Below are 26,763 nucleotides of genomic sequence, written 5' to 3' on the forward strand. Positions count from 1 at the left end.
GATCAGGCCTCCGGGGCTTCGAACTTGGAGGTGCGCTGCATTCCGGCGGCCCGGCCCTTGCCCGCGATGACCAGGGCCATCTTGCGGCTGGCCTCGTCGATCATCTCGTCGCCGAGCATCGCGGAGCCCTTCTTGCCGCCCTCCTCCGAGGTGCACCAGTCGTAGGCGTCGAGGATCAGCTCGGCGTGGTCGTAGTCCTCCTGCGAGGGCGAGAACACCTCGTTGGCGGCGTCGACCTGGCCGGGGTGCAGCACCCACTTGCCGTCGAAGCCGAGGGCGGCGGCGCGGCCGGCCACCTCGCGGTAGGCGTCCACGTCACGGATCTGGAGGAACGGGCCGTCGATCGCCTGGAGGTCGTGCGTACGGGCCGCCATCAGGATGCGCATCAGGATGTAGTGGTACGCGTCCGCCGGGTAGCCGGGCGGCTGCTGGCCGACCACCAGGGTCTTCATGTTGATGGAGGCCATGAAGTCGGCCGGGCCGAAGATCAGCGTCTCCAGGCGGGGCGAGGCGGCGGCGATGTCGTCGATGTTCACCAGGCCCTTGGCGTTCTCGATCTGCGCCTCGATGCCGATCTTCCCGACCTCGAAGCCCATCGTCTTCTCGATCTGGGTCAGCAGCAGGTCCAGCGCCACGACCTGCTGGGCGTCCTGGACCTTCGGCAGCATGATGCAGTCGAGGTTGGGACCCGCGCCCTCGACGACCGTGATGACGTCCCGGTACGTCCAGTGCGTCGTCCAGTCGTTGACCCGCACGACCCGGGTCTTGCCGCTCCAGTCACCGTTGTTCAGCGCGTCCACGATGTGGTGGCGGGCGCCCTCCTTGGCGAGCGGCGCGCAGGCGTCCTCCAGGTCCAGGAAGACCTGGTCGGCCGGGAGGCCCTGGGCCTTCTCCAGGAAGCGCGGGTTGGAGCCCGGCACGGCCAGACACGAACGCCGGGGGCGCAGCCGGTTCACGGGGGTGGTGGGCGTGGTCATGCGGAGACCTCCAGAGGGTCGAGCTTGTTCGCTTTCCGGATCTCGTCGACGATACGGCCGATGATCTCCGTGATACCGAAGTCCTTCGGGGTGAAGACGGCGGCCACACCGGCTTCGATGAGCGCCGCCGCGTCGGCCGGCGGGATGATGCCGCCCGCGATCACCGGGATGTCCGGCGCCCCGGCCTCGCGCAGCCGGTGCAGCACGTCGGGCACCAGCTCCGCGTGCGAGCCGGAGAGGATGGAGAGCCCCACGCAGTGCACGTCCTCGGCGAGCGCCGCGTCGGTGATCTGCTCCGGGGTCAGCCGGATCCCCTGGTAGACCACCTCGAACCCGGCGTCACGGGCCCGTACGGCGATCTGCTCGGCCCCGTTGGAGTGTCCGTCCAGACCCGGCTTGCCGACCAGCAGGCGCAGCCGTCCCACGCCCAGGTCGGCGGCGGTCCGGGTGACCTTCTCGCGGACCAGCGCCAGCGTGCTGCCCGGCTCGGCGGTGACCGCGACCGGGGCCGAGGAGACCCCGGTGGGCGCGCGGAACTCGCCGAAGACGTCCCGCAGCGCCCAGGACCACTCGCCGGTGGTGACGCCCGCGCGGGCGCACTCGACGGTGGCTTCCATCATGTTCTCGGTGCCCGCGGCGGCCTTCTTCAGCGCGGCCAGCGCCTCCGTCGCGCGGGCCTCGTCGCGGTTGTCGCGCCACTCGTGCAGCGCCGCGACGACCCGGGCCTCGTTCGCCGGGTCGACGGTCATGATCGCGCCGTCCAGGTCCGAGGTGAGCGGGTTGGGCTCGGTCGTCTCGTAGATGTTGACGCCCACGATCTTCTCCTCACCGCCCTCGATCCGGGCCCGCCGGGCCGCGTGCGAGGAGACCAGCTCGGACTTGAGATAGCCGGACTCGACGGCCGCCATCGCGCCGCCCATCTGCTGGATCCGGTCGATCTCCGCCAGCGACTCCTCGACCAGCGAGTCCACCTTGGCCTCGATGACGTGCGACCCGGCGAAGATGTCCTCGTACTCCAGCAGATCGCTCTCGTGCGCCAGCACCTGCTGGATCCGCAGCGACCACTGCTGGTCCCAGGGCCGGGGCAGCCCCAGCGCCTCGTTCCAGGCCGGCAGCTGTACGGCACGGGCGCGGGCGTCCTTGGAGAGGGTGACGGCCAGCATCTCCAGGACGATGCGCTGGACGTTGTTCTCCGGCTGCGCCTCGGTCAGGCCGAGGGAGTTGACCTGGACGCCGTAGCGGAAGCGGCGCTGCTTCTCGTTCGTGATGCCGTACCGCTCGCGGGTGACGCGGTCCCAGATGCGGCTGAAGGCGCGCATCTTGCACATCTCCTCGATGAAGCGGACGCCCGCGTTCACGAAGAACGAGATCCGGGCGACCACGTCACCGAACTTCTCCTCCGGCACCTGGCCCGAGTCGCGGACCGCGTCGAGCACCGCGATGGCGGTCGACATGGCGTACGCGATCTCCTGGACCGGGGTGGCCCCCGCCTCCTGGAGGTGGTAGCTGCAGATGTTGATCGGGTTCCACTTGGGGATGCGGTTGACCGTGTACGTGATCATGTCCGTGGTCAGCCGCAGCGAGGGCACCGGCGGGAAGACGTGCGTCCCGCGCGAGAGGTACTCCTTCACGATGTCGTTCTGCGTGGTCCCCTGGAGCTTGTGGGGGTCGGCCCCCTGCTCCTCCGCGACCACCTGGTAGAGCGCCAGCAACCACATGGCGGTCGCGTTGATCGTCATCGAGGTGTTCATCTGCTCCAGGGGGATGTCCTGGAACAGCCGGCGCATGTCACCGAGGTGCGAGACGGGCACACCGACACGGCCCACCTCGCCGCGGGCGAGAATGTGGTCCGGGTCGTATCCGGTCTGCGTCGGCAGATCGAAGGCGACCGAGAGACCCGTCTGGCCCTTGGCGAGGTTGCGGCGGTACAGCTCGTTGGACGCCTCGGCGGTCGAGTGACCGGCGTACGTCCGCATGAGCCAGGGCCGGTCCTTCTGACGTTCGGTCATGGGAGAACCTCAGACGTTGCGGAAGCGGTTGATGGCGTCGATGTGCTGCTCGCGCATTTCCTGGTCGCGGACGCCCAGGCCCTCGCGGGGTGCCAGGGCCAGGACGCCGACCTTGCCCTGGTGGGCGTTGCGGTGGACATCGTGGGCGGCCTGGCCGGTCTCCTCCAGCGTGTACGTCTTGGAGAGCGTCGGGTGGATCTTGCCCTTGGCGATGAGGCGGTTGGCCTCCCACGCCTCGCGGTAGTTGGCGAAGTGGGAGCCGATGATCCGCTTGAGCGACATCCACAGGTAGCGGTTGTCGTACTCGTGCATGTAGCCCGAGGTGGAGGCGCAGGTGGTGATCGTGCCGCCCTTGCGGGTGACGTAGACCGATGCGCCGAAGGTCTCACGGCCCGGGTGCTCGAAGACGATGTCGATGTCCTCGCCGCCGGTGTACTCGCGGATGCGCTTGCCGAAGCGCTTCCACTCCTTCGGGTCCTGGGTGCGCTCGTCCTTCCAGAACTTGTAGCCCTCGGCGTTGCGGTCGATGACCGCCTCGGCGCCCATCGACCGGCAGATGTCGGCCTTCTCGGGGGAGGAGACGACACAGATCGGGTTGGCGCCGCCGGCCAGCGCGAACTGCGTGGCGTAGGAGCCGAGTCCGCCGCTGGCGCCCCAGATCAGGACGTTGTCGCCCTGCTTCATGCCGGCCCCGTTGCGGGAGACGAGCTGGCGGTACGCGGTCGAGTTGACCAGGCCCGGAGCCGCCGCCTCCTCCCAGCTGAGGTGGGTCGGCTTCGGCATCAGCTGGTTGGACTTGACGAGCGCGATCTCCGCCAGGCCGCCGAAGTTGGTCTCGAAGCCCCAGATGCGCTGCTCGGGGTCGAGCATCGTGTCGTTGTGGCCGTCGGAGGACTCCAGCTCGACCGAGAGGCAGTGCGCGACGACCTCGTCGCCCGGGTTCCAGGCGTTCACGCCGGGGCCGGTGCGCAGGACGACGCCCGCCAGGTCGGAGCCGATGACGTGGTACGGCAGGTCGTGGCGCTTGGTGAGCTCGCTGAGCCGTCCGTACCGCTCCAGGAAGCCGAAGGTGGAGACCGGCTCGAAGATGGAGGTCCAGACGGAGTTGTAGTTCACCGAGCTGGCCATCACGGCGACGAGGGCCTCGCCGGGGCCGAGTTCGGGGACCGGGACCTCGTCCAGGTGGAGCGACTTGCGCGGGTCCTTGTCGCGGGATTCGAGCCCCGCGAACATCTCCGCCTCGTCCTTGTGCACGGTGATCGCGCGGTAGGACTCGGGGAGGGACAGGGCCGCGAAGTCCGCGGGCGTGCTGTCCTGCGACTGGATGGCGTCCAGGATTTCCTTCACGGTGTTGCCTCCGGTGATGCGGCGTCGAGGGAACGCTTGAGGGGCCCTGCTGGCAGGGGAGCGGTGCGGTGTGGAGGTGTATTGCCGTCGGTTCGGCGGGTGGAGCTTCGGCTTGCTCGGGTGGAGCAGAAGGGTGCCTGTGACGCAGGCGTCCGGGCGCGCAGCACGGTGGTTGCGGGGACAGCCGGCGTACGTGAGATCCCAGCACGCCGGCCGCCCGGACACCTTCAACGTATGGCACTCCGTGACACCTGACAAGGCACCCAGTGCCAACAATTTCTCTCACTTGTCATCTCGTAGGCACGCATGAGCAACACGATGGGCGTTACGAGGCGTTCTGTCCTGCTGGCAGGCGGTTACCGCACCGGTCGGTACACATACGGCGTCGTCGTCCCCAGCTCCGTGAAGCCGAGCCGGCGCAGGATCGGCGCGGACATGTCGGTCGCGTCGACCTGGAGGTGGCGGTAGCCGCGCTCGGCGGCGATCCGCGCCCGGTACGCCACCAGCGCCCGGTAGACGCCCTTCCCGCGCCAGGCGGCCACCGTCCCGCCGCCCCACAGCACCGCGAACCCCGTGCCCGGGTACAGCTCCATCCGCCCGGAGCAAGCCGGCTCCCCGTCGCGGTCCACGGCCATCACCGCCACGAAGTCCTCCGGCGCCTCCGCCAGCCGCTTCACCACCTGGTGGAGGAGGCGGGTCCCGTCGGTCCCGAACGCCCGCTCATGGGCCCGAGCCATCAGCTCCGCGCCCGCCGCGTCGGTCACCGGCACCAGCGTGAGCCCCTCGGGCAGCTCGACCCGTCCGGCCAGCAGCCCGGCCGGCGCCACCAGCAGCTTCTCCGGCTCCTCCGGCACGAATCCGGCCGCCCGCAGCCGGTCACCCAGGTCGGCGGGGCGGTCATGGGCGTACAGCTTCCACTCGAAATCCGGCAGGCCGAGCGCCGTGCAGTGCTCGATCTGCGCGGCGATGGCGGCGTCCGCCCCGGCCGCGTCCAGCTCCGGGTCCGACCACACCACCCCGTTCCAGTCATCCGGCCCGCCCACCTGGCGTACGACGGGACCGGCGCGCTCCACGCGTACGCCGGGTCCGTCGGGGCGGGCGTGCTCCCGCATCTCGCGGTCGAACAGGTCACGTGTCTCTGTATGCAGCATCCGCGCACCTCAGCACAGCGGTGACCGGCGGACCAGTGGTTTTCGGCCCGCGCGCGTCGAAAGACCGGCCCGGGGCAGATGTGCGGAACCAAGTGATCTTGAAATGGTCCGGCAGACAGGGGTGGGACACCGATGGCGATACCGATCCGCAGAGGGAGCATCCACCGGCGCCGGGGCCCCTTCGACCTCCGCCGCACCACCTTCGGCTTCGCCCTGATCGCGCTGGTCCTCGCGGGCGGCGGCATGGCGCTGCAGGCCGCCTGGCGGAGCGCCGGACGCCATCCGGTCGCCGCCGGGCTCGTGATCGCCCTGCTCCTCGTCGCGGCCCTCCTGGTGCTGCGCCGCCGCCGTCGGGCCCGGCGGATCGCGGAGGCCGTCACGGACGCCGCGTACGGGATCGTGGACGCCGGAATCGCGGAGCTGGACGCCGCCGAGGCGGCGCGCGAGGAGCGGCGCCTGGCGTCCCCGGAGGTCGCCGCCCACCTGGTCGACTACGCGCAGCTGGACCCCTACGCCTTCGAGGAGGCCGTGGCCGAGCTCTGCCGGCGCGACGGGTGCGCGGACGCCGAGGTGGTGGGCGGTGCCGGGGACCTGGGCGCCGACGTCGTGGGCACCACCCCGGACGGCCGCCGCCTGGTCGTCCAGTGCAAGCGGTACGGGGCCGACAACCGGGCCGGATCGCAGGACCTCCAGCGCTTCGGCGGCACCTGTTACGCGGTGCACGAGGCGGACATCGCGCTCGTCGTCTCCACCGGCGGCTTCACCGAACCCGCGCTGGAGTACGCCGAGCAGTGCGCCATCCTCTGCTACGGCCCCGAGGAACTGGCCGCCTGGAGCGAGGGCGGCGCACCGCCGCCGTGGGAGACGGCGGCGGTCTCCGGGCTCAGCGTTCCTTGAGCGCCTGCTGGATCGTCCGCATGACCTCGTCCAGCGGAGCGTCCGTACGCGCCACCGCGACCAGCACCTCGCCCTCGGTCGCCACCGTCGCCGCCAGGGTGCCGGCGGGCTCGGCCTGGGCGGTGCGGCCGGCCCCGATGCCGGTGCCGAAGGTCTCACGCACGATGGCGAAGGCCCGGTCGAGCTGGGCCTCCACATCGCCCTGGCCGCCCGCCCGCAGCCAGCGCCGCAGCACATGGTTGTGCGCGGTGACCACGGCGGACGCGGCCACCTCCGCCAGCAGCGGGTCGTCGTTGCCCACGTGGTGGTCGCGCTCGTCGAAGTGGCCCAGCAGATAGCGGGTGAACAGCCGCTCGTAGCGGGCCACCGACGCGATCTCGGCCTCGCGGAGGGTCGGTACCTCGCGGGTGAGCTTGTAACGGGCCACGGAGACGGCGGGCTTGGCCGCGTACATCTTCATGACCTCCTTGATCCCGCGGCAGACCGTGTCGAGCGGATGCTCGTGCGCGGGTGCGGCGTTGAGGACGGCCTCGGCCCTGACGAGGGTGTCGTCGTGGTCCGGGAAGATGGCCTCTTCCTTGGAGCGGAAGTGGCGGAAGAAGGTCCGGCGGGCGACGCCCGCGGCGCCCGCGATCTCGTCGACGGTCGTCGCCTCGTACCCCTTCGTGGCGAAGAGTTCCATCGCGGCTGCGGCCAGTTCGCGGCGCATCTTGAGCCGTTGGGCGGCCGCGCGCGTTCCCGCGGTGGTCTCCGGGGCGTCGGGCGCGGCGGTGGCACGGGGTGACTTGGCGGGCTGGGACATGGCATGAACGTAACGCATCGGTGCAGGAGAGCGCGCCTTCGGGGGCGGACCGCCGGAGGGTCCCAGCAGCCCGCCCCACCCGGCTCCCCGGTCAGCGACGGGCATATTCGCGGAAGCCACGGCCCGTCTTGCGGCCGAGGCAGCCCGCGGCCACCAGGTGCTCCAGCAGCGGCGCCGGAGCCAGCCCCGGGTCGCGGAACTCCTTGTGCAGCACCTTCTCGATGGCGAGCGAGACGTCCAGCCCGACCACGTCCAGCAGCTCGAACGGGCCCATCGGGTAGCCGCCGCCCAGCTTCATCGCCGCGTCGATGTCGTCCAGCGAGGCGTAGTGCTCCTCGACCATCTTGATCGCGTTGTTGAGGTACGGGAAGAGCAGCGCGTTCACGATGAACCCGGCCCGGTCCCCGCAGTCCACCGGGTGCTTGCGGATCTTCGCGCAGACCGTACGGACCGTGGCGTGGACGTCGTCGGCGGTCAGGACCGTACGGACGACCTCGACCAGCTTCATCGCGGGCGCCGGGTTGAAGAAGTGCATCCCGATGACGTCCTCGGGCCGACCGGTGGCCCGCGCGATCGCGATGACCGGCAGCGAGGAGGTGGTGGTGGCGAGGACCGCGCCGGGGCGGCAGACCTTGTCCAGGGTGGCGAAGAGCTGCTGCTTGATCTCCAGGTCCTCGGCGACCGCCTCGACGGCCAGGTCGACCTCGGCGAACGCGTCCAGCGAACCGGCCGCCGTGATCCGGCCGAGCGTCTCGTCCCGCGCCTCGGCGGTGAGCCGTCCCTTGGCCACCGAGCGCTCCAGCGACTTCGCGATCCGGGCCTTGGCGAGGTCCGCCTTCTCCTGGCCACGGGCGGCCAGGACCACGGTGTACCCGGCCTTGGCGAAGACCTCGGCGATGCCTGAGGCCATGGTTCCGGAGCCGGCGACGCCGACGGAGGCGATCTCACGGCCGGTACCGGAGGCTGCTTCCGGCGAAGGCGTCAGCGCGTCGGCCACGACACCCTGGCCGCCCGGTGCGTCGTACGTGTAGAAGCCGCGTCCGGCCTTGCGTCCGGTCAGGCCCGCCTCGCTGAGCTGGCCGAGGATGGGAGCCGGGGCGTGGAGGCGGTCGTGGGAGGCGGCGTACATGGCCTCCAGGACCGTACGCGCGGTGTCGATCCCGATCAGGTCCAGCAGCGCCAGCGGGCCCATCGGCAGGCCGCAGCCCAGCTTCATCGCCGCGTCGATGTCCTCACGGGACGCGTAGTTCGCCTCGTACATCGCGGCGGCCTGGTTGAGATAGCCGAAGAGCAGCCCGTCCGCGACGAACCCCGGCCGGTCGCCGACCGCGACCGGCTCCTTGCCGAGCTCCCGCGCCAGCCTGGTGACGGCCTCGACGGCCGGCGGCGCGGTGAGCACCGAGGAGACCACCTCGACCAGCTTCATCGCGGGCGCCGGGTTGAAGAAGTGCAGGCCGAGCACGCGCTCGGGCCGCTGCGACTCGGCGGCGAGCCGGGTCACCGACAGGGCGTTCGTCCCGGTGGCGAGGATCGCGGTGGGGGAGACGACGGCGTCCAGCTCCCGGAACACCTGCTGCTTGATCTCGTACGTCTCCGGCACGACCTCGATGACCAATTCGGCCTCGGCGGCGGCCTGGAGGGTGTCGTGGGTACGGAACCGGGCGAGCGCCTCGGCCCGCTCCTGCTCGGTGATCCGCCCGCGCCCGACGGCCCGTGCGGTGGACGCTTCGAGAGAGGTGACGGCCTGCCGGGCGGCCGCCTCGCTGATGTCGATACCGATGACCTCGCGGCCCGCGAGAGCCAGGACCTCGGCGATGCCGGTGCCCATGGTGCCGAGGCCGACGACGGCAATGGTGGAGAGCGGGGTGTCCATCACGGGACTCCAGGGTGAGTGACGACTGTGGGAGCAGGCGGCGCGCGGCGATGAGGGAGCGGCGCGAGGCATGCGGGGCGCGTGGCCGCGTGGCGTACGGCGCGATGCGTGTCGTGGAGCGCGGGGCCGGGGCGCGGGAAGCACGCCCGGCCGTGAGGGTGAGCGACTCTGTCCCGGAGTCGCGTCGCACGGATAACTGCCGAACCGACAAGCACTCCGGATGGCTGCGTCACCAGGCCACCGGAGTCGCGGGGAGTGTGTTCCCGCTCAGATGAGATTAACCGGCGAGTAACGAGCGTGCCACCCCTGAGTCTTTGTGCGCTGGACCACATCGACTCCTCCCGGCCGTCCCACACGTAGCGTGTCCATGGATACGCTGAGCGTCATGGATGAGGAACTCCGTTCGCTCGTGGACCGGTTACGGGACGAGGTGGCGGCCAAGCCGGCCGAGTGGACCACATACGCGTCGGCCGCGCACGATCCGGCCACGTGCGACCCGGCCACGCACGCCTTGGCCGTGTACGACGTGCTGGTGGCCACCCACGACCACGAGTTGCTGGCCCGGATCCTGGTGGAGCCCGGGCGTCCGCTCTGGGCCCGGGAGATCGCCGCCTTCCGGCTCGGCTGCGCCGGCGACCGGCGGGCCTTCGAGGCGCTGGTGCTCCTGCTCAACCACCGCGACCCGGAGCGCTGCGTCTCCGCCGCCCATGCCCTGGCCCGCCTGAACGACCCGCGCACGCCCCGGGCCGCCGCCGCGCTCGCCACCAACACGCTGCGCACCGCGTACGCCCTGCACCCGGTCCGCCTGCTCACCACCCTGCGCGCTCCGGAGGCGGTCCCCGCGCTGGTCGCCACCCTCCACCGCCTGCTGGCCCCGGGCGAGAAGCACTGGAGGGTGGCGCTGGCCTGTGTCGAGGGCCTCGGCCAGCTCGGTGACCGGCGGGCCCGCCCGGTCCTCACGGCGGCCCTCCCGCACCCGCGCCTGGCGAAGGCCGCGGCGCAGGCGCTGGAGCGGCTGCCGTAAGGAATTTCTCTCTTCGAACGATCAGTGGCGCGGCCCCAGCAGCCCGTGCAGACGGCTGCCCGCGCTGTTGTCCACCGACTGGGCCGCCGCCTTCGCGGCCGGCAGCGGCTTCGGGTCCGGGAGCGCGGCGCAGACCGCGTCCGCCTCGCCCTCGCCCCGGCCGCGCGGGACGGTCCCGTCGGTCAGATAGGCCGTCAGGTGCTTGTCCAGGCAGGTGTTGCCGCTCAGCGTGATGCCGTGGTTCCCGCCGCCCTCCTCCACCACGAAGCTGGACCCCTTGAGCTTGCGGTGCATGGCGACCGCGCCCGCGTACGGGGTCGCCGCGTCGCCGGTCGCCTGGAGGATCAGGGCCGCCGGGAGGCGGTGGTTGGTGACCTGGACCGGGGTGAGCGGCGCGACCGGCCAGCTGGCGCACGGCGCGTTGTACCAGGTGTTGTTCCACGCCATGAAGGGCGCCTTGTCGTGGATCCGGCGGGTGTCGTTGCGCCAGGTGGACCAGTGGCGGGGCCAGCCGGCGTCGCGGCACTGGACGGCGGTGTAGACGGAGTAGCTGTTCCCGCCCCCGGTGCCGGTGGCGCCGAAGTTCCCGTACGCCTTCACCAGCGCCTCGTCGTCCTGGTCGTTCACGTACGCTGCGAACGCCTCGGCGAGGTAGGGCCAGTAGCCGTTGTAGTACCCGCCCGGCAGGAAGGCGTCCTCCAGCTCGCTCGCGCCGACCTTGCCGCCGACCGGCTCCGCCGCGACGGCTGCCCGCATCCGGTACCAGGCGGCCTCGACCTCCGCCGGGTCCGTGCCGAGCCCGTACGCCGCGTCGTGCTTCGCCACCCAGGCCGCGAAGGCCTTGTGGCGGTCGTCGAAGGCGTAGTCCTGGTTGAGGTTGCCCTCGTACCAGACGTCGTCCGGGCCGACCACCGAGTCCAGGACGAGGCGCCGCACCCGCTCCGGGTGCAGCTTCGCGTAGACGGCGCCGAGATACGTACCGTACGAGTAGCCGAAGTAGTTGATCTGCTCCGAGCCCAGCGCCCGCCGGATCACGTCGAGGTCCTTCGCGGCGCTGACCGTGTCCATGTACGGCAGCACATCGCCGTGCTTCTCGCCGCAGGCGCGGGCGAAGGCGGCGGCCCGGTCGCGGTTGATCCGCTCGTCGCGGTAGGAGGTCGGCACCGAGTCCGGGCGGACCGGGTCGGCGTGGCCGGGCAGGCAGTCCAGGCGCGGGCTGCTCTTCCCGACGCCGCGCGGGTCGAACCCGATCACGTCGTACTGGGACGCCACCTTCTTCGGCAGCGCCGACGCCACGAACCCGGCCATCGACAGGCCGCTGCCGCCCGGCCCGCCCGGGTTCACCAGCAGCGGGCCCTGGTAGGTCTTCGCGGTGTGCGGGATCCGGGACAGGGCGAGGGTGACCTGGCGGCCCGCCGGGTCGGTGTGGTCCAGCGGAGCGCGCACCTTGGCGCACTGGAGCGTCGGATGGTTCTCCGTCGGACAGTCGGTCCAGGCGAGCTCCGGGGCGGGCGGCGCGCTCGCCTGCGAGGCGGCGGCCGGGGCCGGAGCGGCGGCCAGCAGACCGGCGACCGTGGCGCCGGCGGCGACCAGGATTCCTGCACGTTTCGTCATGGGGCCTCCCGAGGTGGAGGGGACGCGGCGGCGGTCGGCCGGTCCCCGCCGCATGGTCCCCGAGATCCATGGGCCGGGGGCCGATTCCGCGCGGAGTTGACCCGTACGGTCACGCGATCGGGTCTGCGGGAGGCGTGCGGAGGGCGTGCAGGGGCGTGCAGGGCGTGCTTTATGTCGTCAGAGCTTCACGGCGTCAGAGCAGGGTGAGCTGGGTGGGTCCCGGCTCCGGCTCCTCCGGTGTCCGCACCGGCGTGACCCGGCGGGCCTCGCCCCGGTGCGCCGGGCCGATCCCGAACTCGTCCGCCAGCTCGTGCACCTGACGGGTGATCCGGCGCTGATACCAGGTGGGGGCGTATGCCCCGTCCGCGTACATCCGCTCGTACCTCGGTACCAGATGCGGATGGTGGAGCCCGAGCCACCGCAGGTACCACTCGCGCGCGCCGGGGCGCAGATGCAGGACCAGCGGGGTCACCGAGGTCGCCCCGGCCGCCGCGATGGCGGAGACGGTGGCGCGCAGCTGCTCGGGGCTGTCGCCGAGGAACGGGATCACCGGGGCCATCAGGACCGAGCAGCCGATCCCGCTCTCGGTGAGCGCGTGGACGACGTCGAGGCGGCGGCCGGGGGAGGGGGTGCCGGGTTCGACCGTGCGCCACAGTTCGCGGTCGGTGAAGCCGACGGAGACCGAGACGCCGACCTCGGTGACCTCGGCGGCCTGCCGCAGCAGCTCCAGGTCGCGCAGGATCAGCGTGCCCTTGGTCAGGATCGAGAAGGGGTTCGCGCGGTCGCGCAGGGCGGTGATGATGCCCGGCATGAGCCGGTAGCGGCCCTCCGCCCGCTGGTAGCAGTCGACATTGGTGCCCATCGCGATGTGCTCGCCCTGCCAGTGCCGCGAGGCCAGCTCCCGCTGGAGCAGCTCGGCGGCGTTGGTCTTGACGACGATCTGGGAGTCGAACCCGATGCCGGTGTCCAGGTCCAGATAGCTGTGGGTCTTGCGGGCGAAGCAGTACACGCAGGCGTGCGAGCAGCCCCGGTAGGGGTTCACCGTCCATTCGAACGGCATCCGCGAGGCCCCGGGCACCCGGTTCAGGATCGAACGGGCCCGGATCTCATGGAACGTGATGCCCCGGAATTCCGGGGTGTCGAAGGTGCGCGTGGTCACCGCGTCCGCGGCGAAGAGCGCGCTGTTGCCGGTCATGGGGCGGTTTTCGACCAGATTGTCCCAGCGCATGGACGCCTCCTCGGTAGCACTGGCCACAGAATAGAACACTTGTTCCCTTGATCGTGCGAACCGGCCCGCCGGCCCCGATTTTGAACGGCGCACCCGAGGTGGTTGGCTCAGCTCACCCCCCGGAATCACGGACTGCTGGAGGAACAGCCATGGCGCAGGTCGAGGCCACCACGGAGCGGATCATCGCGGCGGACGCAGAGGCGGTGTTCGATGCGCTGGCCGACTACAAGGACGTCCGCGGCAAGGTGCTGACCCCGCACTACAGCGAGTACGAGGTCCGGGAGGGAGGCGACGGCGAGGGCACCCTCGTCCACTGGAAGCTCCAGGCGACCAGCAAGCGCGTCCGCGACTGCCTGCTGGAGGTCACCGAGCCGACCGACGGGCAGCTCGTCGAGAAGGACCGCAACTCCTCCATGGTCACCACCTGGACCGTCACCCCGGCCGGCGAGGGGAAGTCCAAGGCCGTCGTCACCACCGTCTGGGACGGCGCCGGCGGCATCGGCGGCTTCTTCGAGCGCACCTTCGCGCCCAAGGGCCTCGGCCGGATCTACGACGAGCTGCTGCAGAACCTCGCCACCGAGGTCGAGAAGTAGCTCATCCGCCTGCGCCGGGCCGCCGAGCGGCCCGGCGTGCTCCGGATCGGCCGGCCTCACCGGAACGGGTGGTTTTCCGGTCCGGCCGGTTGTGCGCCGTAGTGGCTCCCACCGGCGCATAAGCCCTCCGTACGCGCCTGCGCGCCCCTCATCCCGTTTGCCCCCCCTTGCCGTGCGGTGCGAGAAATGGGCGGCGCAGGTGCGACGAAGGGGAGCGTTACGTGGTGGGCGGAATCACGCTGCTGAAGGACGAGCCGGACCGTACGGCGGCTGCCGTCGGAGATCCGCCGCCACCGGCCGACGCCCGACCGCACCCGGTGGCCGAGGAGATCAGCCCCCGCCGGGTCCGGATGGTCTTCCTCGGGCTGATGCTCACCCTGCTGCTCGCGGCGCTCGACCAGATGATCGTCGCCACCGCCCTGCCCAGGATCGTCGGCGAGCTGCACGGCCTGGAGAAGATGTCCTGGGCGGTCACCGCCTACCTCCTCGCCTCCACCATCGTCCTGCCGCTCTACGGCAAGCTCGGCGACCTCTTCGGCCGCAAGGGCGTCTTCCAGTTCGCGATCGTCGTCTTCGTCGTCGGCTCCGCGCTGGCCGGCTGGTCGCGGACCATGGACGAGCTGATCGCCTTCCGCGCGCTCCAGGGCATCGGCGGCGGCGGGCTCATGATCGGCGTCCAGGCGATCATCGCGGACATCGTCCCGCCCCGGGAGCGCGGCCGCTACATGGGCCTCATCGGCGCGGTCTTCGGCCTTGCCTCGGTGGCCGGGCCGCTGCTCGGCGGCTTCTTCACCGACCACGCCTCCTGGCGCTGGTGCTTCTACATCAACGTGCCGTTCGGGCTGGTCACGTTCGCCGTGATCGCGGTGGTGCTGAAGCTTCCGAAGCCCGCCGTACGTCCCCGACTCGACGTCCTGGGCGCGGTGTTGCTGGCCGCCGCCTCCACCTGCCTGGTGCTGGTGACCAGTTGGGGCGGAACGGAGTACGCGTGGGGCTCGCGGACGATCCTCGGCCTGACGGCCGGGGCCGTCGTCACGACGCTGCTCTTCGTCACCGTCGAGCACCGCGCGGCCGAACCCATCATCCCCTTGCGGCTGTTCCGCGACTCGATCTTCAACATCACCGGCCTCATCGGCGCTGTCATCGGCATCGCGCTCTTCGGTGCCGCCAGCTATCTGCCGACCTACCTCCAGATGGTGGACGGGGCCAGCGCCACCGAGTCCGGGCTGCTGATGCTCCCGATGATGCTCGGCATCGTCGGCGGCTCCATCGTCTCCGGCCAGCTCATCACCCGTACCGGCCGCTACCGGATCTATCCGATCGTCGGCGGCGCCGTCTCCGTCGTCGGCATGTGGCTGCTCTCCGGCATGGAGGCGGGCACCTCGCGCCTGGAGTACAGCCTCTGGCAGGCCGTGCTCGGCACCGGCATCGGCCTGGTCATGTCGGTGCTCGTGCTCGCCGTGCAGAACTCCGTCCGCCCCGCCGACCTCGGCACCGCCACCAGCGCCAACAACTACTTCCGGCAGATCGGCGGCAGCGTCGGCGCCGCCATCTTCGGCACGCTCTTCGCCGGCCGGCTCTCCGACTCGCTCGGTGTCCGCCTGCCGACCGGCGTCGAGCTGCCGCCACCGGAGTCGATCACCCCGCAGCTCGTCCACGCGATGGAACCGGCGCTGCGCGACGCCTACGTCCAGGCGTACGTCGACGCGATGCCGCGCATCTTCCTCTACCTCGTGCCGGTGCTCGTCCTCGGCCTGGTCCTCGCCTTCTTCCTCAAGGAGAAACCGCTGGTGTCCCACCACAGCCCCGAAACCGCCGCCGAGCCCTCGCCCGTCCCCGCCGCCCGCACCGCACCTGCCGGGCTCTCCGGAGTGCCCGTGCGCGGCAGCGTCCAGCACCCGGACGGTACGACGGTGGACCGGGCCGCCCTCACGCTCATCGACGTCCAGGGCCGGCAGATCGGTCGCGGGGCCAGCGGCGGCGACGGGCGGTACGCGCTGAGCGTCCCGGGCGCCGGGAACTACGTCCTCATCGCGGCGGCGGGCGGCCACCAGCCGCAGGCCGTCAGCGTCACCGTCGGCGACCGCCCCGTAGAGCTGGACGTGGTTCTCGGCGGCGCCGGACGGCTCGCCGGATCCGTCCTGACGGCGGACGGTGTGCCCGTACCGGACGCGGCCGTCACGCTCACCGACGTACGCGGCGAGGTCGTCGCCTCCACCCGCACCGGCCGCGCGGGCGGCTACGTCATCAGCGAACTGGTCGCGGGCGAGTACACCTTGGCCGCCAGCGCCCCGGCCCACCGGCCCGCCGCGCTCCCGGTCAGCGTCCAGGCGGCCCGCGAGACCCGGCAGGACATCGAGCTGGCGGGCGGGGCCGTGCTGCGCGGCGTCGTCCGGGCCACCGGCGGCCGGCCGGTGGAGGACGCCCGGGTCACGCTGCTGGACGCGGCGGGCAACGTGGTGGACACGCTCACCACCGGGCCCGACGGCTCGTTCCGGTTCGTCGACCTCTCGTCCGGCGAGTACACGGTGATCGCCGCCGGCTATCCGCCGGTCGCCACCGTGCTCCAGGTGGCGGGCGGCGGCCGCACGGAACGGGACCTCCAGCTGGGCCACGAGGACTGAAGCGACTGAGGCGTACGAGGGTGAGCTGAGCCCACGAGTCCGGTACGGGCTCCTGACGGGCTCAGCCCACCACAGCCTTCGGCGCCCCCGCCTCCCGTACCGCGTCCTCCCGCACCAGCCGCATCAGCGCCCGCGCCCCCGGGCTCAGGCTCCGCGCCGCCGGCAGCACCACCACGCTCTCGTACACCGCCTGCCGCCCACCCGCCGGTGCCACCTCCACCGCCACCAGCCGGGCCGCCTCCGGCTTGCGGGAGAAGTGGTGCGGCACCACCGCGATCCCCAGCCCCTCCTGCACCAGCTCCAGCAGGCTGTGCACGTCGTTCACCTCCAGGCCCACCGTCCGCCGGGCCTCCGCCGCCGCGAACGCCTCGTCCGCCGCCCGTCGCGGCCCCCAGTCCGGGTGGAAGTCGATGAACGACTCACCCGGCAGCTCCTCCCACGCCACCTCGGCCCGCCCGGCGAACCGGTGGCCCGCCGCGCACAGCACCACCATCCGCTCCCGCGCCAGCTCCACCAGCTCCCCGCGCCACTCCGCCGGACTCACCGTGGCCGCGAACGCCAGGTCCAGCCGCCCGCCCGCCACACCGTCCAGCAGGCTGCTCGTCCCCTCCTGGCGCAGCCGCAGCTCCATCTGCGGGTGCTCCCGGTGGAACGCGGCCAGCAGCCGCGCCGGACTCACCCCCGCCACACACTGCTCGACCCCCACCGTCAGCGTCCCGCGCAGCAACCCCCGTACGGCATCGACCGCGTCCCGCGCCGCCCGCGCGCCCGCCAGCGTGCGCTCGGCCTCCACCAGCAGCGCCCGGCCCGCCTCGGTGAGCCGGACCGACCGCGTGGTGCGGGAGAACAGCGGCGTGCGCAGCTCCTGCTCCAGAGCCCGTACGGAGGCGGAGAGGCCGGACTGGGAGACGGCGAGGCGCTCGGCGGCGCGGGTGAAGTGCTGCTCCTCGGCGACGGCGACGAAGTGCTCCAGCTGACGCAGTTCCATGATTGAGGACTGTAGGCGATGAATCCGAGCGGAATCTCCTGTTGGACTGCTGGATCGATCTGCGGAAGCCTGGACACCGTCCTTCCGGCCCTCTCCCCGCGGAGCCCTCTCCCATGTATCTGCCGTCCGCCGACCGCTACTCCGCCATGCCCTACCGGCGCACCGGCCGCAGCGGCCTCCTGCTGCCCGCCCTCTCCCTCGGTCTCTGGCACAACTTCGGCGGCGACCGCACCCCCGACGAACAGGCCCGCATCCTGCGCCGCGCCTTCGACCTGGGCATCACCCACTTCGACCTGGCCAACAACTACGGCCCGCCGCCCGGCTCCGCCGAACTCACGCTCGGCCGCGCGCTCGCCGGCGACTTCGCCACGCTGCGCGACGAGATCGTCATCTCCACCAAGGCCGGCTACCACATGTGGGACGGCCCGTACGGGGAGTGGGGCTCGCGGAAGTACCTGCGCTCCTCCCTGGACCAGAGCCTGAAGCGCCTGGGTGTCGAGTACGTCGACATCTTCTACTCCCACCGCCCCGACCCCGACACCCCGCTCGAAGAGACGATGGGCGCGCTCGACACCGCCGTACGCCAGGGCAAGGCGCTCTACGTCGGCCTCTCCAACTACAGCGCCGAGGAGACCCGGCAGGCCGCCGCGATCCTCAAGGACCTCGGCACGCCGCTCCTCATCCACCAGCCCCGCTACTCGATGCTCGACCGGCGTCCCGAGGACGGGCTGCTCACCGCGCTCGACGAGCTGGGCGTCGGCTCCATCGCCTACTCGCCGCTGGAGCAGGGCATCCTCACCGACCGCTATCTGCACGGCATCCCGGCCGGCTCCCGCGCGGCGGGCGCCAGCCCGTTCCTCACGGCGGACGCGGTCACGCCGGAGCTGGTGGAACGGCTGCGCGCGCTGGACGCCGTGGCCGAGGAGCGCGGCCAGTCCCTCGCCCAGCTGGCCCTGGCCTGGGTGCTGCGCGGCGGCCGCCTCACCTCCGCCGTGGTCGGCGCGAGCAGCGTCACGCAGCTGGAGAACAGCGTGGAGGCCGTGCGGAACCTGGAGTTCGGCGAGGAGGAGCTGAGCCGGATCGAGGAGCTGCTGAGCGAGGCCGGGACCGGCGTCTAGCGCGGGCCGGCGGGCCCGGTGGTCACCGGGACCGCAGCAGCAGGACGGCCGCGAGCGCGGAGACCGCGAAGACGCCGCCTGCGGTGGTGAAGGCGAAGGCGTAGCCCGATGCCTCCGCCACCGTACGGGCGGTGGCTCCGCCGGTGAGGCCGCCGGTGTGCGAGGCGGCCAGTGAGACCAGTACGGCGAGGCCGATCGTCGGTCCGGTCTCCAGCGCGGTGTTGACGACGCCTCCGGCCAGGCCGGACCGCCCGGCCGGAACGTCGTCGAGCAGCGTGATGGTGGCGGCGGAGAAGACCAGGGCGATGCCGGCCGGCAGGAGCAGCAGTCCGGCGAGGACCGGACCCGCGTACGGGCTGTGCGCGGAGAGGCGGCCGAGGAGGAGGAGACCGGCGGCGGCCAGCAGCAGCCCGGTGGCGATGACCGTCCGGGAGCCGAACCGGGCGACCAGGCGGCCGCCGAGCGGCCCCGCGGCCAGCAGGACCGCGGTGAACGGCAGGAACGCCGCCGATGTACGCAGCGGGGAGAGGCCCGCCACCTGCTGGAAGTGGAGCGAGAGCAGGAAGAACATGGTCGCCGTGGAGGCGGAGGCGATGAGCACCGCCCACAACGCGGTCGCCCGGCGCCGCGACGCGAGGAAGCCCGGCGGGAGCAGAGGGTCGGCAGCGTGCCGTTCGACGAGCGCGAAAGCGGCGAGCAGGACGGCGCCGAGAGTACTCGGTACCGTCACGGCGGCCGAGGTCCAGGAGGTCTCGGCCGCGTGGACCAGTCCGTAACTGAGCAGTGCCAGGCCGGCCGTGGCCAGGACGGCGCCGAGTACGTCGACCTTGCCGTCGGCTCGCGTCCCGGCGTCGCCGGGCAGCAGCCGGGGCGCCGACAGCACGGCGGCCGCCGCCACCAGCGTCGGGACGAGGAAGGTCCAGCGCCAGGAGAGCCACACGGTCGCGGCCCCGGAGACGAGGGTGCCGACCGCCGCGCCCAGCGGCGCCAGCGCGCCCCAGACGCCCATAGCCCGGGTGCGGGCCCGCGGTGTGGGGTGGAGCGAGACGGCGAGGGCCAGGGCGGCGGGTGCGGCGAAGGCGGCGCCGGCGCCCTGGAGGAGACGGGCCGACAGCAGGGTCGTCACGTCCGGTGCGAATCCGCCGACGGCGGAGGCCAGGCCGAACAGCGCGGTGCCGGCGACGAGGACGCGGCGGCGTCCGTACAGGTCGGCGATACGGCCGCCGAGGAGCAGCAGGCCACCGAAGGAGAGCCCGTACGCCGCGCTGACCAGCGTCAACTGCGCTACGGAGAGGCCCAGTTCGGTTCTGATCGTGGGCAGGGCCACGGAGAGCACGGTGATCGCCAGCACCAGGACCACCTGGACGGCGGCCAGCAGTGCGAACGCCTCCTTCGGACGGCCCGGTGCGGGGCCGGGCGGAACGGTGCCGGTGGCGGGGAGGGAATCGTCTGCGACAGACATCGGACGCCTTGCTCTGAGCGGGACGGCAGGGTGACCGGCCCGTAGGCCGGATGGGCGAGGCCGTTCCGGCCCGCCGGGGTCGGCGGGCCGGAACGGCCTGACCAGGGGAGCCGCACGGCTCAGGCGCTCGCTCCACCGTCGGTCACCAGGTCGTGGCCGACGACGAAGCTGGAGTCGTCCGAGGCCAGCCAGAGCACGGAGGCGACGATCTCGTCGGTCCCGGCGAGGCGGCCGAGCGGGATGGTGCCGTTCAGCCGGGCCGCACGCTCGCCCTCGCTCTCGCCGGGCAGGAAGGTCATCGGCGTGTCGGAGGCGCCGGGGCTGACCGCGTTGATGCGGATGCCGTCCTTGATGTGGTCGAGCGCGGCGGCCCGGGTGAGGGCGGACACGGCGGCCTTGGAGGCGGCGTACGCACCGGTGCCGGGGTAGCGGAGGTGGTGGCCGATGTTGGAGGCGGCGTTCACGATGACGCCGCCGCCGTTGGCGCGCATGTGCTGGATCTCGTACTTCATGGTCAGCATGACGCCGGTGAGGTTGACCGCGAGCTGGGTGTGCCACTGCTGCTCGTCGATGTCGCCGGCGGGGCCGAGCGCGGCGAAGACGCCGGCGTTGTTGTGGGCGATGTGCAGGCCGCCGTGGCGGGCGACCGTGGTGTCGATCATCGCGCGTACCGAGTCGGCGTCGGACACGTCGACCACGACGGCGCTCGCGGTGCCACCTTCCCGCTCGATCAGCTCGACGGTGTGCGCGGCGTTCTCGGCATGGAGATCGGCGACGACGACCGTGGCGCCCCGCTCGGCGAAGGCGCGGGCGCTGCGGCGGCCGATGCCGGAGCCGGCTCCGGTGACGAGCGCGACCTTGCCGGGGAACGTTGCGGACATGCGAAGTCTCCTGACGCTGAAGGGGAGGACGGGGCACGGATATTTCTGTGCCGCTCGATACATAAAGCGTGCACGCCCGTTCACGGCACGTCAAGAGATATATTTGCCGCACGACACAGAAAGGCGGCCGGTCATGGCAGGCAGAGGCAGACCACGCGCCTTCGACCGCGACGAAGCCCTGCGCAAGGCGCTCGGGGTCTTCTGGGAACGCGGCTACCAGGCCACCTCGATGAGCGATCTGACCGCCGCCATGGGCATCAACTCGCCCAGCGTCTACGCGGCCTACGGATCCAAGGAGGAGCTGTTCAAGGAGGCCGTCACGCTCTACACGGCGACCGAGGGCCGGTACACCCGCCGCGCTCTGGACGAGGAACCCACCGCCCGCGCGGCCGTGGCCGCGATGCTTCAGGACAACGCCGCTGCCTACGCCGACCCGGCCACCCCGGCAGGCTGCCTCACGGTGCTGGCCGCGCCCATCCCGGTACGGGAGACCTCCTCGGTCGCCGCACACCTGGCCCGCTTGCGCGCGGAGGTCCGGGAGCTGATCCGTCTGCGCGTGGAGCGGGGGATCGAGGACGGTGACGTACGGCCCGACGCGGACGCGACCGCCATCGCGCACTTCTACAGTGCCGTGCTCAACGGCCTGTCCATCCACTCCCGCGACGGCGTCCCGCTCGCGGGGCTCCAGCAGACGGTGGCCGGCGCCCTGGCCGTATGGGACACCCTGGCCGGTCCCGACGACCGGCCTTGAGCTGACTAGAGCCCACTGGAGGGACCTTCGGCGGATCCGGCCTCCCGCGAGCGGCCCCTCTCCTGGCCCCCGCCGCTCGCGGGGCGTACGGTGTGGCGGCATGAAGATCCTCATCAGCGCCGACATGGAGGGCGCCACCGGCGTGACCTGGCCTGCCGATGTGCTGCCGGGCACTCCGCAGTGGGAGCGCTGCCGGCCGATGTTCACCTCCGACGTGAACGCGGCCGCCCTCGGCTTCTACGACGGCGGCGCCGACGAGGTCCTCATCAACGAGGCCCACTGGTCGATGCGGAACCTGCTGCTCGAACAGCTGGACGACCGGGTGCAGATGCTGACCGGCCGGCACAAGTCGCTCTCCATGGTCGAGGGCATCCAGCACGGCGACGTGGACGCGGTCGCCTTCGTCGGCTACCACACCGGAGCCGGTACGGAAGGCGTCCTCGCCCACACCTACCTCGCCAACTCCATCACCGGCGTCTGGCTCAACGGCGTCCGCGCCAGCGAGGGCCTGCTCAACGCGCAGGTGGCCGCCGAGTACGGCGTGCCCGTCGTCCTCGTCACCGGCGACGACCTCACCTGCGTGGACGCCGGGGGATACGCACCCGAGGCCCGCAAGGTCGCCGTCAAGGACTACGTATCGCGGTACGCGGCCGTCTGCCGCACCCCTGCCCGTACGGCCGCCGACATCCGCACCGCCGCGCGGGAGGCCACCGCGCTCGCCGGTCGCCAGGCGCCCGTCACCGGCGGGACGTACGCCGTGGAGCTGGAGTTCGACGCCGAGCATCTGGCCGCGGCCGCGACCGTGGTGCCCGGCGTGGCGCCCAGCGGTGAGAGGCGCGTCGCCTACACCAGCGCGACGATGTACGAAGGTATTCGCACGTTCAAGGCGGTGACGACGATCGTGTCGGCCGCCGTGGAGGAACAATATGGCTGAGGCCACCCACCCGCTCGGACCCGTGGACCGGCAGGCGCTCGACGAGGTGGTGACCTTCACCTCCGAGCTGATCCGGATCGACACCACCAACCGGGGTGGCGGCGACTGCCAGGAGCGCCCGGCCGCCGAATACGTCGCCGAGCGGCTGGCCGGGGCCGGCCTCGAACCGGTGATGCTGGAGCGCACCCCCGGCCGGACCAACGTCGTCGCCCGGATCCCCGGCACCGACCGGTCCGCCGACGCGCTGCTCGTCCACGGTCACCTGGACGTGGTGCCCGCCGAACCCGCCGACTGGACCGTGCACCCGTTCTCCGGCGAGGTCCGGGACGGCGTGGTGTGGGGGCGCGGGGCCGTCGACATGAAGAACATGGACGCGATGATCCTTTCCGTCGTACGGGGATGGGCCCGCGAAGGGTTCCGGCCGCCGCGTGACATCGTCATCGCGTACACCGCCGACGAGGAGGACAGCGCCGCCGACGGCTCCGGCTTCCTCGCCGAGCAGCACCCGGAGCTCTTCGAGGGGTGCACGGAAGGCATCAGCGAGTCCGGCGCGTTCACCTTCCACGCCGACCAGGGCCTCTCCCTCTACCCGATCGCGGCGGGCGAGCGCGGCACCGGCTGGCTGAAGCTGACCGCCGAAGGCCGGGCCGGGCACGGCTCCAAGGTCAACCGGGAGAACGCGGTCACCGCCGTCGCCGCCGCCGTCGCCCGGATCGGCGAGCACGAGTGGCCCGTCCGCCTCACCCCGACCGTCCGCGCCGCCATCACCGAGATCGCCGCGCTGCACGGCATCTCCGTCGACCTGGACGACCCCGCCTTCGACGTCCCGCAGCTCCTCGCCAAGCTCGGCCCGGCCGCCACGCTCGTCCAGAACACCGTCCGCAACAGCAGCAACCCGACGATGCTCGGCGCCGGTTACAAGGTCAACGTCATCCCGGGCCACGCCACCGCCTTCATCGACGGCCGGTTCGTCCCCGGCGGCGAGGACGAGTTCCACGCGACCCTGGACCGCCTCACCGGCCCTCTCGTCTCCTGGGAGTTCTACCACCGCGAGCAGGCCCTCCAGGCCCCGGTCGACTCACCGACGTACGCCAAACTCCGCGCCGCCGTCGAGAAGTTCGACCCGGGCGCGCACACCGTGCCGTACTGCATGTCGGGCGGCACCGACGCCAAGCAGTTCGCCAAGCTCGGCATCACCGGCTACGGCTTCTCACCGCTCAAGCTGCCGCCGGGGATCGACTACCAGGCGCTCTTCCACGGCGTCGACGAGCGCGTCCCCGTCGACGCCCTGCACTTCGGCGTCCGCGTCCTCGACCACTATCTGCGTACCGCCTGACCAGCACTGTCCGACCGGTATCGTTCGACCGGACCCTGGGGGGACCTCCACCGTGAACACCGTGCCCGAAGCGCCGTACGGCTCCTGGCCGTCACCGATCGACGCGGCGCTGGCCGCCTCGCACGACGGACGGCCCGACCACCTCTCCACCGTCGGCGACGAGGTGTGGTGGACCGAGCCGCGCCCGGCCGAAGGCGGCCGCCGCGCCTTGGTGCGCCGCCGCCCGGACGGCACCACCGAGCCCGTGCTGCCGGCTCCGTGGAACCCGCGCAGCCGGGTCATCGAGTACGGCGGACAGCCCTGGGCCGTTGTGGCGCGCGCGGAGGGCGGGCCGCTCGTCGTGTTCGTCGACTTCACCGACCAGCGGCTGTACGCGTACGCCCCCGACGGCCCGGACGCGCCCCGGCCGCTCACCCCGGTCTCCGACATCGGCGGCGGGCTGCGCTGGGTGGACCCGCAGGTGCGCCTGGACCGGGGCGAGCACGGCGAAGTCTGGTGCGTGCTGGAGGAGTTCACGGGCCCCGGGCCCACCGACGTACGCCGGGTGATCGCCGCCGTGCCGCTGGACGGCTCGGCCGCCGACGACCGCTCCGCCGTACGTGAACTCTCCGACGGGCAGCACCGGTTCGTCACCGGACCCCGGGTCTCGCACGACGGGCGGCGGGCCGCCTGGATCGCCTGGGACCACCCGCGGATGCCGTGGGACGGCACGGTGGTGATGCTGGCGGAGATCACGGAGAACGGTGAATTCATCGGCGTACGGCCCCTGGTGGGCGATGACGACGAGTCGGTCTGCCAGATCGAGTGGGACCGCGACGGCAGCCTTCTCTTCGTCTCCGACCTGGCCGACTGGTGGGAGCTCCAGCGCATCCGTCCCGACGCCGTCGCCGGGGGAGTGGTGCCCAGCAGTCGCCTTCTGCCGCCCCGGGGCGAGGAGTTCGGCGGGCCGCTGTGGAAGATCGGGCTGCGCTGGTTCCACCCGCTGGAGAACGGGCTGATCGCCGTCCTGCACGGCCGGGGCTCCCAGCGGCTCGGCATCCTCGACCCGGAGACCGGCGAACTCGCCGACGTCCCCGGCCACTGGACCACCTGGGCCGACACCCTCGCCGTGCACGGCAGCCGGGTCGTCGGCGTCGCGGCGAGCCCGCGCACCGGCTACGAGGTCGTCGAACTGGACACCGCCACCGGACGCACCCGGGTGATCGGCTCCGCCCACCAGGACGCGGTCGACCCGGCCTTCCTGCCGGAACCGCAGGACCGGACGTTCACCGGCTCCGACGGCCGCGAGATCCACGCCCACATCTACCCGCCGCACCACCCCGAACGCACCGCACCCGAAGGTGAACTGCCGCCGTACCTCGTGGCCGCGCACGGCGGACCCACCGGCCACGCGCCGCTCGTCCTCGACCTGGAGATCGCCTACTTCACCTCGCGCGGCATCGGCGTCGCCGTGGTGAACTACGGCGGCTCCACCGGCTACGGCCGCCGCTACCGCGAACGGCTCCGCGAACAGTGGGGAGTCGTCGACGTGGCGGACTGTGCGGCCGTCGCCGACGCGCTGGTCGCCGAGGGTGCGGCCGACCCGCGCCGGCTGGCGGTCCGGGGCGGCAGCGCGGGCGGCTGGACGGCGGCCGCCTCCCTCACCACGACCGACCGGTACGCCTGCGGCACGATCCTCTACCCGGTCCTGGACCTGGACGGCTGGTCGACGGAGGGCACGCACGACTTCGAGTCGCAGTACCTGGAGTCGCTGATCGGACCGGCCGCCGAGGTGCCCGAGCGCTACCGGGAACGCGCGCCGATCAACGGCACCGACCGTCTCACCGCCCCGTTCCTGCTGCTCCAGGGGCTGGACGACCTGGTCTGCCCGCCCGCCCAGTGCGACCGGTTCCTCGCCGCGATCGAGGGCCGGGGCGTGCCGCACGCGTACATCGCCTTCGCGGGGGAGGGGCACGGGTTCCGGCGGGCGGAGACCCTGATCCGGGCGCTGGAGGCCGAACTCTCCCTCTACGTACAGACGTTCGGTATCGATCGGAGTGATGTGGAGCCGCTGGAGCTGAGGACGTGACGAAGGGCGCTTCACGGATGGCCCCTCCGGCCCCTCTGGCTCGACCGTCCCGGCTGCGGGCCGGGGCCCGGGTCGCCGTCGTCGCACCCAGCGGCCCCGTCCCCGCCGACCGGCTGGAGGCGGGGCTCGCGGTGCTGCGCGACTGGGGGCTCGAACCCGTCGTGGCGCCTCATGTCCTCGACGTACAGCCGGAGTTGGACTACCTGGCGGGTGCGGACGCGGACCGGGCGGCGGATCTTCAGGCGGTCTGGTGCGATCCGTCGGTGGACGCCGTGTTCTGCGCCCGGGGCGGGTACGGCGCGCACCGGATGGTGGACCTGCTCGACTGGCCGGCGATCCGGGCGGCCGGGCCGAAGGCCTTCGTCGGCTACAGCGACATCACCGCGCTGCACGAGGCGTTCGCGCTGCGGGCCGGATTCTCCACGCTGCACGGCCCGATGGTCGCCACCGAGACGTTCCTCGCCGACGCGCCGACCCGCGAGCACCTGCGCGCCACGCTCTTCGAGCCGGAGACGGTCCTCACTCTCGGCTTGGACACGGCCGCGGCCCTCGTCCCCGGACAGGCCCGGGGCGTCCTGTACGGCGGCTGCGTCAGCCTCCTCGCCGCCGCCACCGGCACCCCGCACGCCCGGACCGGCGCCCGGGGCGGCCTCCTCGTCATCGAGGACACCGGCGAGGAGCCCTACCGGCTCGACGGCATCCTCACCCGGCTGCTGCGCACCGGCGCCTTGGACGGGGTGGCCGGAGTGGTCTGCGGCTCCTGGCAGGAGTGCGGGCCGTACGAGAAGATCCGCGCGGTGCTGGTTGACCGGCTCGGTCCGCTGGAGATACCCGTGATCGAGGAGCTGGGGTTCGGCCACGGCCCGACCACGCTGACGGTCCCGCTGGGAGTGCCTGCGGTGGTCGACGCCCCTGCCGACGGCGGCCGTTGCACGCTGACCGTCGAGGTCCCCGCGCTCCTCCAGGCCTGACCGCAGGCCAGGCCGTTCCCGTCTGAACATCCGTCAACAACCGCTGTCTTGAGCGTTGACACGGCTATGACACGTGTCACACCATGAGCGCGGCCCAGTACTTACCGGTCGGTAA

21 protein-coding genes are annotated in these 26,763 nt (G+C 72.1%); 10 read left to right on the top strand and 11 right to left on the bottom strand.

The genetic code is table 11. From position 1 onward, the window contains the following. Positions 1-2: 2 nt before the first annotated feature. From ACQP09_RS30730 to ACQP09_RS30745, 4 genes are all read right to left on the bottom strand, one after another. Positions 3-977, bottom strand: coding sequence for an HpcH/HpaI aldolase/citrate lyase family protein (locus ACQP09_RS30730; RefSeq protein WP_031123361.1), 975 nt, complete (start codon positions 975-977; stop codon positions 3-5). Beyond that, positions 974-2,986 carry a protein meaA gene (locus ACQP09_RS30735; protein ID WP_433405624.1) on the bottom strand — a complete coding sequence of 671 codons (2,013 nt, stop codon included), beginning with the start codon at positions 2,984-2,986 and terminating at the stop codon, positions 974-976. The genes ACQP09_RS30730 and ACQP09_RS30735 overlap by 4 nt, the downstream gene beginning before the upstream one ends. 9 nt (positions 2,987-2,995) lie before the next feature. Then, a complete protein-coding gene (ccrA, locus tag ACQP09_RS30740; protein WP_433405625.1) occupies positions 2,996-4,333 on the bottom strand; it encodes a crotonyl-CoA carboxylase/reductase in 1,338 nt (445 codons plus the stop codon). A 356-nt stretch (positions 4,334-4,689) separates the two neighbouring features. Then, positions 4,690-5,484, bottom strand: a complete 795-nt coding sequence (locus tag ACQP09_RS30745; RefSeq protein ID WP_433405627.1) for a GNAT family N-acetyltransferase — start codon at positions 5,482-5,484, stop codon at positions 4,690-4,692. 132 nt (positions 5,485-5,616) lie between these two features. Between ACQP09_RS30745 and ACQP09_RS30750 the strand changes: the two genes are divergently transcribed. Then, positions 5,617-6,381: a restriction endonuclease gene (locus ACQP09_RS30750; protein WP_433405629.1), complete on the top strand. Its 765-nt coding sequence runs from the start codon at positions 5,617-5,619 to the stop codon at positions 6,379-6,381. Here ACQP09_RS30750 and ACQP09_RS30755 read toward each other — a convergent pair. Continuing rightward, positions 6,368-7,183 carry a TetR family transcriptional regulator gene (locus ACQP09_RS30755; protein ID WP_433405631.1) on the bottom strand — a complete coding sequence of 272 codons (816 nt, stop codon included), beginning with the start codon at positions 7,181-7,183 and terminating at the stop codon, positions 6,368-6,370. The genes ACQP09_RS30750 and ACQP09_RS30755 overlap by 14 nt on opposite strands. A 91-nt stretch (positions 7,184-7,274) precedes the next feature. Continuing rightward, the gene (locus tag ACQP09_RS30760) at positions 7,275-9,056 is read right to left on the bottom strand and encodes a 3-hydroxyacyl-CoA dehydrogenase family protein (RefSeq protein ID WP_433406817.1); all 1,782 of its coding nucleotides are present in this window, start codon (positions 9,054-9,056) and stop codon (positions 7,275-7,277) included. 385 nt (positions 9,057-9,441) lie between these two features. Between ACQP09_RS30760 and ACQP09_RS30765 the strand changes: the two genes are divergently transcribed. Continuing rightward, a complete protein-coding gene (locus ACQP09_RS30765) occupies positions 9,442-10,080 on the top strand; it encodes a HEAT repeat domain-containing protein (RefSeq protein WP_432152432.1) in 639 nt (212 codons plus the stop codon). Between the two features lie 21 nt (positions 10,081-10,101). Here the strand turns inward: ACQP09_RS30765 and ACQP09_RS30770 are convergent, their stop codons facing one another. Together ACQP09_RS30770 and ACQP09_RS30775 are read right to left on the bottom strand one after the other, a co-directional pair. Continuing rightward, positions 10,102-11,694, bottom strand: coding sequence for an alpha/beta hydrolase (locus tag ACQP09_RS30770; protein WP_433405633.1), 1,593 nt, complete (start codon positions 11,692-11,694; stop codon positions 10,102-10,104). Positions 11,695-11,887: 193 nt separating this feature from the next. Then, positions 11,888-12,922: an Rv2578c family radical SAM protein gene (locus ACQP09_RS30775; protein ID WP_433405636.1), complete on the bottom strand. Its 1,035-nt coding sequence runs from the start codon at positions 12,920-12,922 to the stop codon at positions 11,888-11,890. A 149-nt stretch (positions 12,923-13,071) separates the two neighbouring features. Here ACQP09_RS30775 and ACQP09_RS30780 point away from each other — a divergent pair, with 149 nt between their 5' ends. Then, the gene (locus tag ACQP09_RS30780) at positions 13,072-13,515 is read left to right on the top strand and encodes an SRPBCC family protein (protein WP_380951972.1); all 444 of its coding nucleotides are present in this window, start codon (positions 13,072-13,074) and stop codon (positions 13,513-13,515) included. 221 nt (positions 13,516-13,736) lie between these two features. Next, positions 13,737-16,139 carry an MFS transporter gene (locus ACQP09_RS30785; protein ID WP_433405638.1) on the top strand — a complete coding sequence of 801 codons (2,403 nt, stop codon included), beginning with the start codon at positions 13,737-13,739 and terminating at the stop codon, positions 16,137-16,139. 61 nt (positions 16,140-16,200) lie between these two features. Here the strand turns inward: ACQP09_RS30785 and ACQP09_RS30790 are convergent, their stop codons facing one another. Then, a complete protein-coding gene (locus ACQP09_RS30790) occupies positions 16,201-17,127 on the bottom strand; it encodes a LysR family transcriptional regulator (protein WP_433405640.1) in 927 nt (308 codons plus the stop codon). 113 nt (positions 17,128-17,240) lie between these two features. Here ACQP09_RS30790 and ACQP09_RS30795 point away from each other — a divergent pair, with 113 nt between their 5' ends. Next, positions 17,241-18,245: an aldo/keto reductase gene (locus ACQP09_RS30795; protein ID WP_433405642.1), complete on the top strand. Its 1,005-nt coding sequence runs from the start codon at positions 17,241-17,243 to the stop codon at positions 18,243-18,245. Between the two features lie 22 nt (positions 18,246-18,267). Here ACQP09_RS30795 and ACQP09_RS30800 read toward each other — a convergent pair whose 3' ends face one another. Together ACQP09_RS30800 and ACQP09_RS30805 are read right to left on the bottom strand one after the other, a co-directional pair. Continuing rightward, positions 18,268-19,707 carry an MFS transporter gene (locus ACQP09_RS30800; protein ID WP_433405644.1) on the bottom strand — a complete coding sequence of 480 codons (1,440 nt, stop codon included), beginning with the start codon at positions 19,705-19,707 and terminating at the stop codon, positions 18,268-18,270. Between the two features lie 119 nt (positions 19,708-19,826). Further along, the gene (locus tag ACQP09_RS30805; RefSeq protein ID WP_433405646.1) at positions 19,827-20,588 is read right to left on the bottom strand and encodes an SDR family NAD(P)-dependent oxidoreductase; all 762 of its coding nucleotides are present in this window, start codon (positions 20,586-20,588) and stop codon (positions 19,827-19,829) included. Positions 20,589-20,721: 133 nt separating this feature from the next. On the opposite strand from ACQP09_RS30805, the gene ACQP09_RS30810 reads away from it, so the two are divergent. The 5 genes from ACQP09_RS30810 to ACQP09_RS30830 all read left to right on the top strand — a co-directional run bounded on the left by ACQP09_RS30810 (position 20,722) and on the right by ACQP09_RS30830 (position 26,648). Then, positions 20,722-21,339 carry a TetR/AcrR family transcriptional regulator gene (locus tag ACQP09_RS30810; protein ID WP_433405648.1) on the top strand — a complete coding sequence of 206 codons (618 nt, stop codon included), beginning with the start codon at positions 20,722-20,724 and terminating at the stop codon, positions 21,337-21,339. Positions 21,340-21,439: 100 nt separating this feature from the next. After that, positions 21,440-22,273 (top strand): M55 family metallopeptidase, encoded by an 834-nt coding sequence (locus tag ACQP09_RS30815; protein ID WP_433405650.1) that lies wholly within the window; start codon positions 21,440-21,442, stop codon positions 22,271-22,273. Continuing rightward, a complete protein-coding gene (locus tag ACQP09_RS30820) occupies positions 22,266-23,609 on the top strand; it encodes a M20/M25/M40 family metallo-hydrolase (protein ID WP_433405652.1) in 1,344 nt (447 codons plus the stop codon). Before ACQP09_RS30815 ends, ACQP09_RS30820 begins: the two co-directional genes overlap by 8 nt. Positions 23,610-23,661: 52 nt before the next feature. Continuing rightward, positions 23,662-25,677 (top strand): prolyl oligopeptidase family serine peptidase, encoded by a 2,016-nt coding sequence (locus ACQP09_RS30825; RefSeq protein ID WP_433405654.1) that lies wholly within the window; start codon positions 23,662-23,664, stop codon positions 25,675-25,677. Between the two features lie 17 nt (positions 25,678-25,694). Then, positions 25,695-26,648: a S66 peptidase family protein gene (locus ACQP09_RS30830; protein ID WP_433406818.1), complete on the top strand. Its 954-nt coding sequence runs from the start codon at positions 25,695-25,697 to the stop codon at positions 26,646-26,648. Positions 26,649-26,763: the final 115 nt, after the last annotated feature.

It is taken from the genome of Streptomyces sp. CA-146814, assembly GCF_050942385.1.
Taxonomy (GTDB): Bacteria; Actinomycetota; Actinomycetes; order Streptomycetales; family Streptomycetaceae; genus Streptomyces.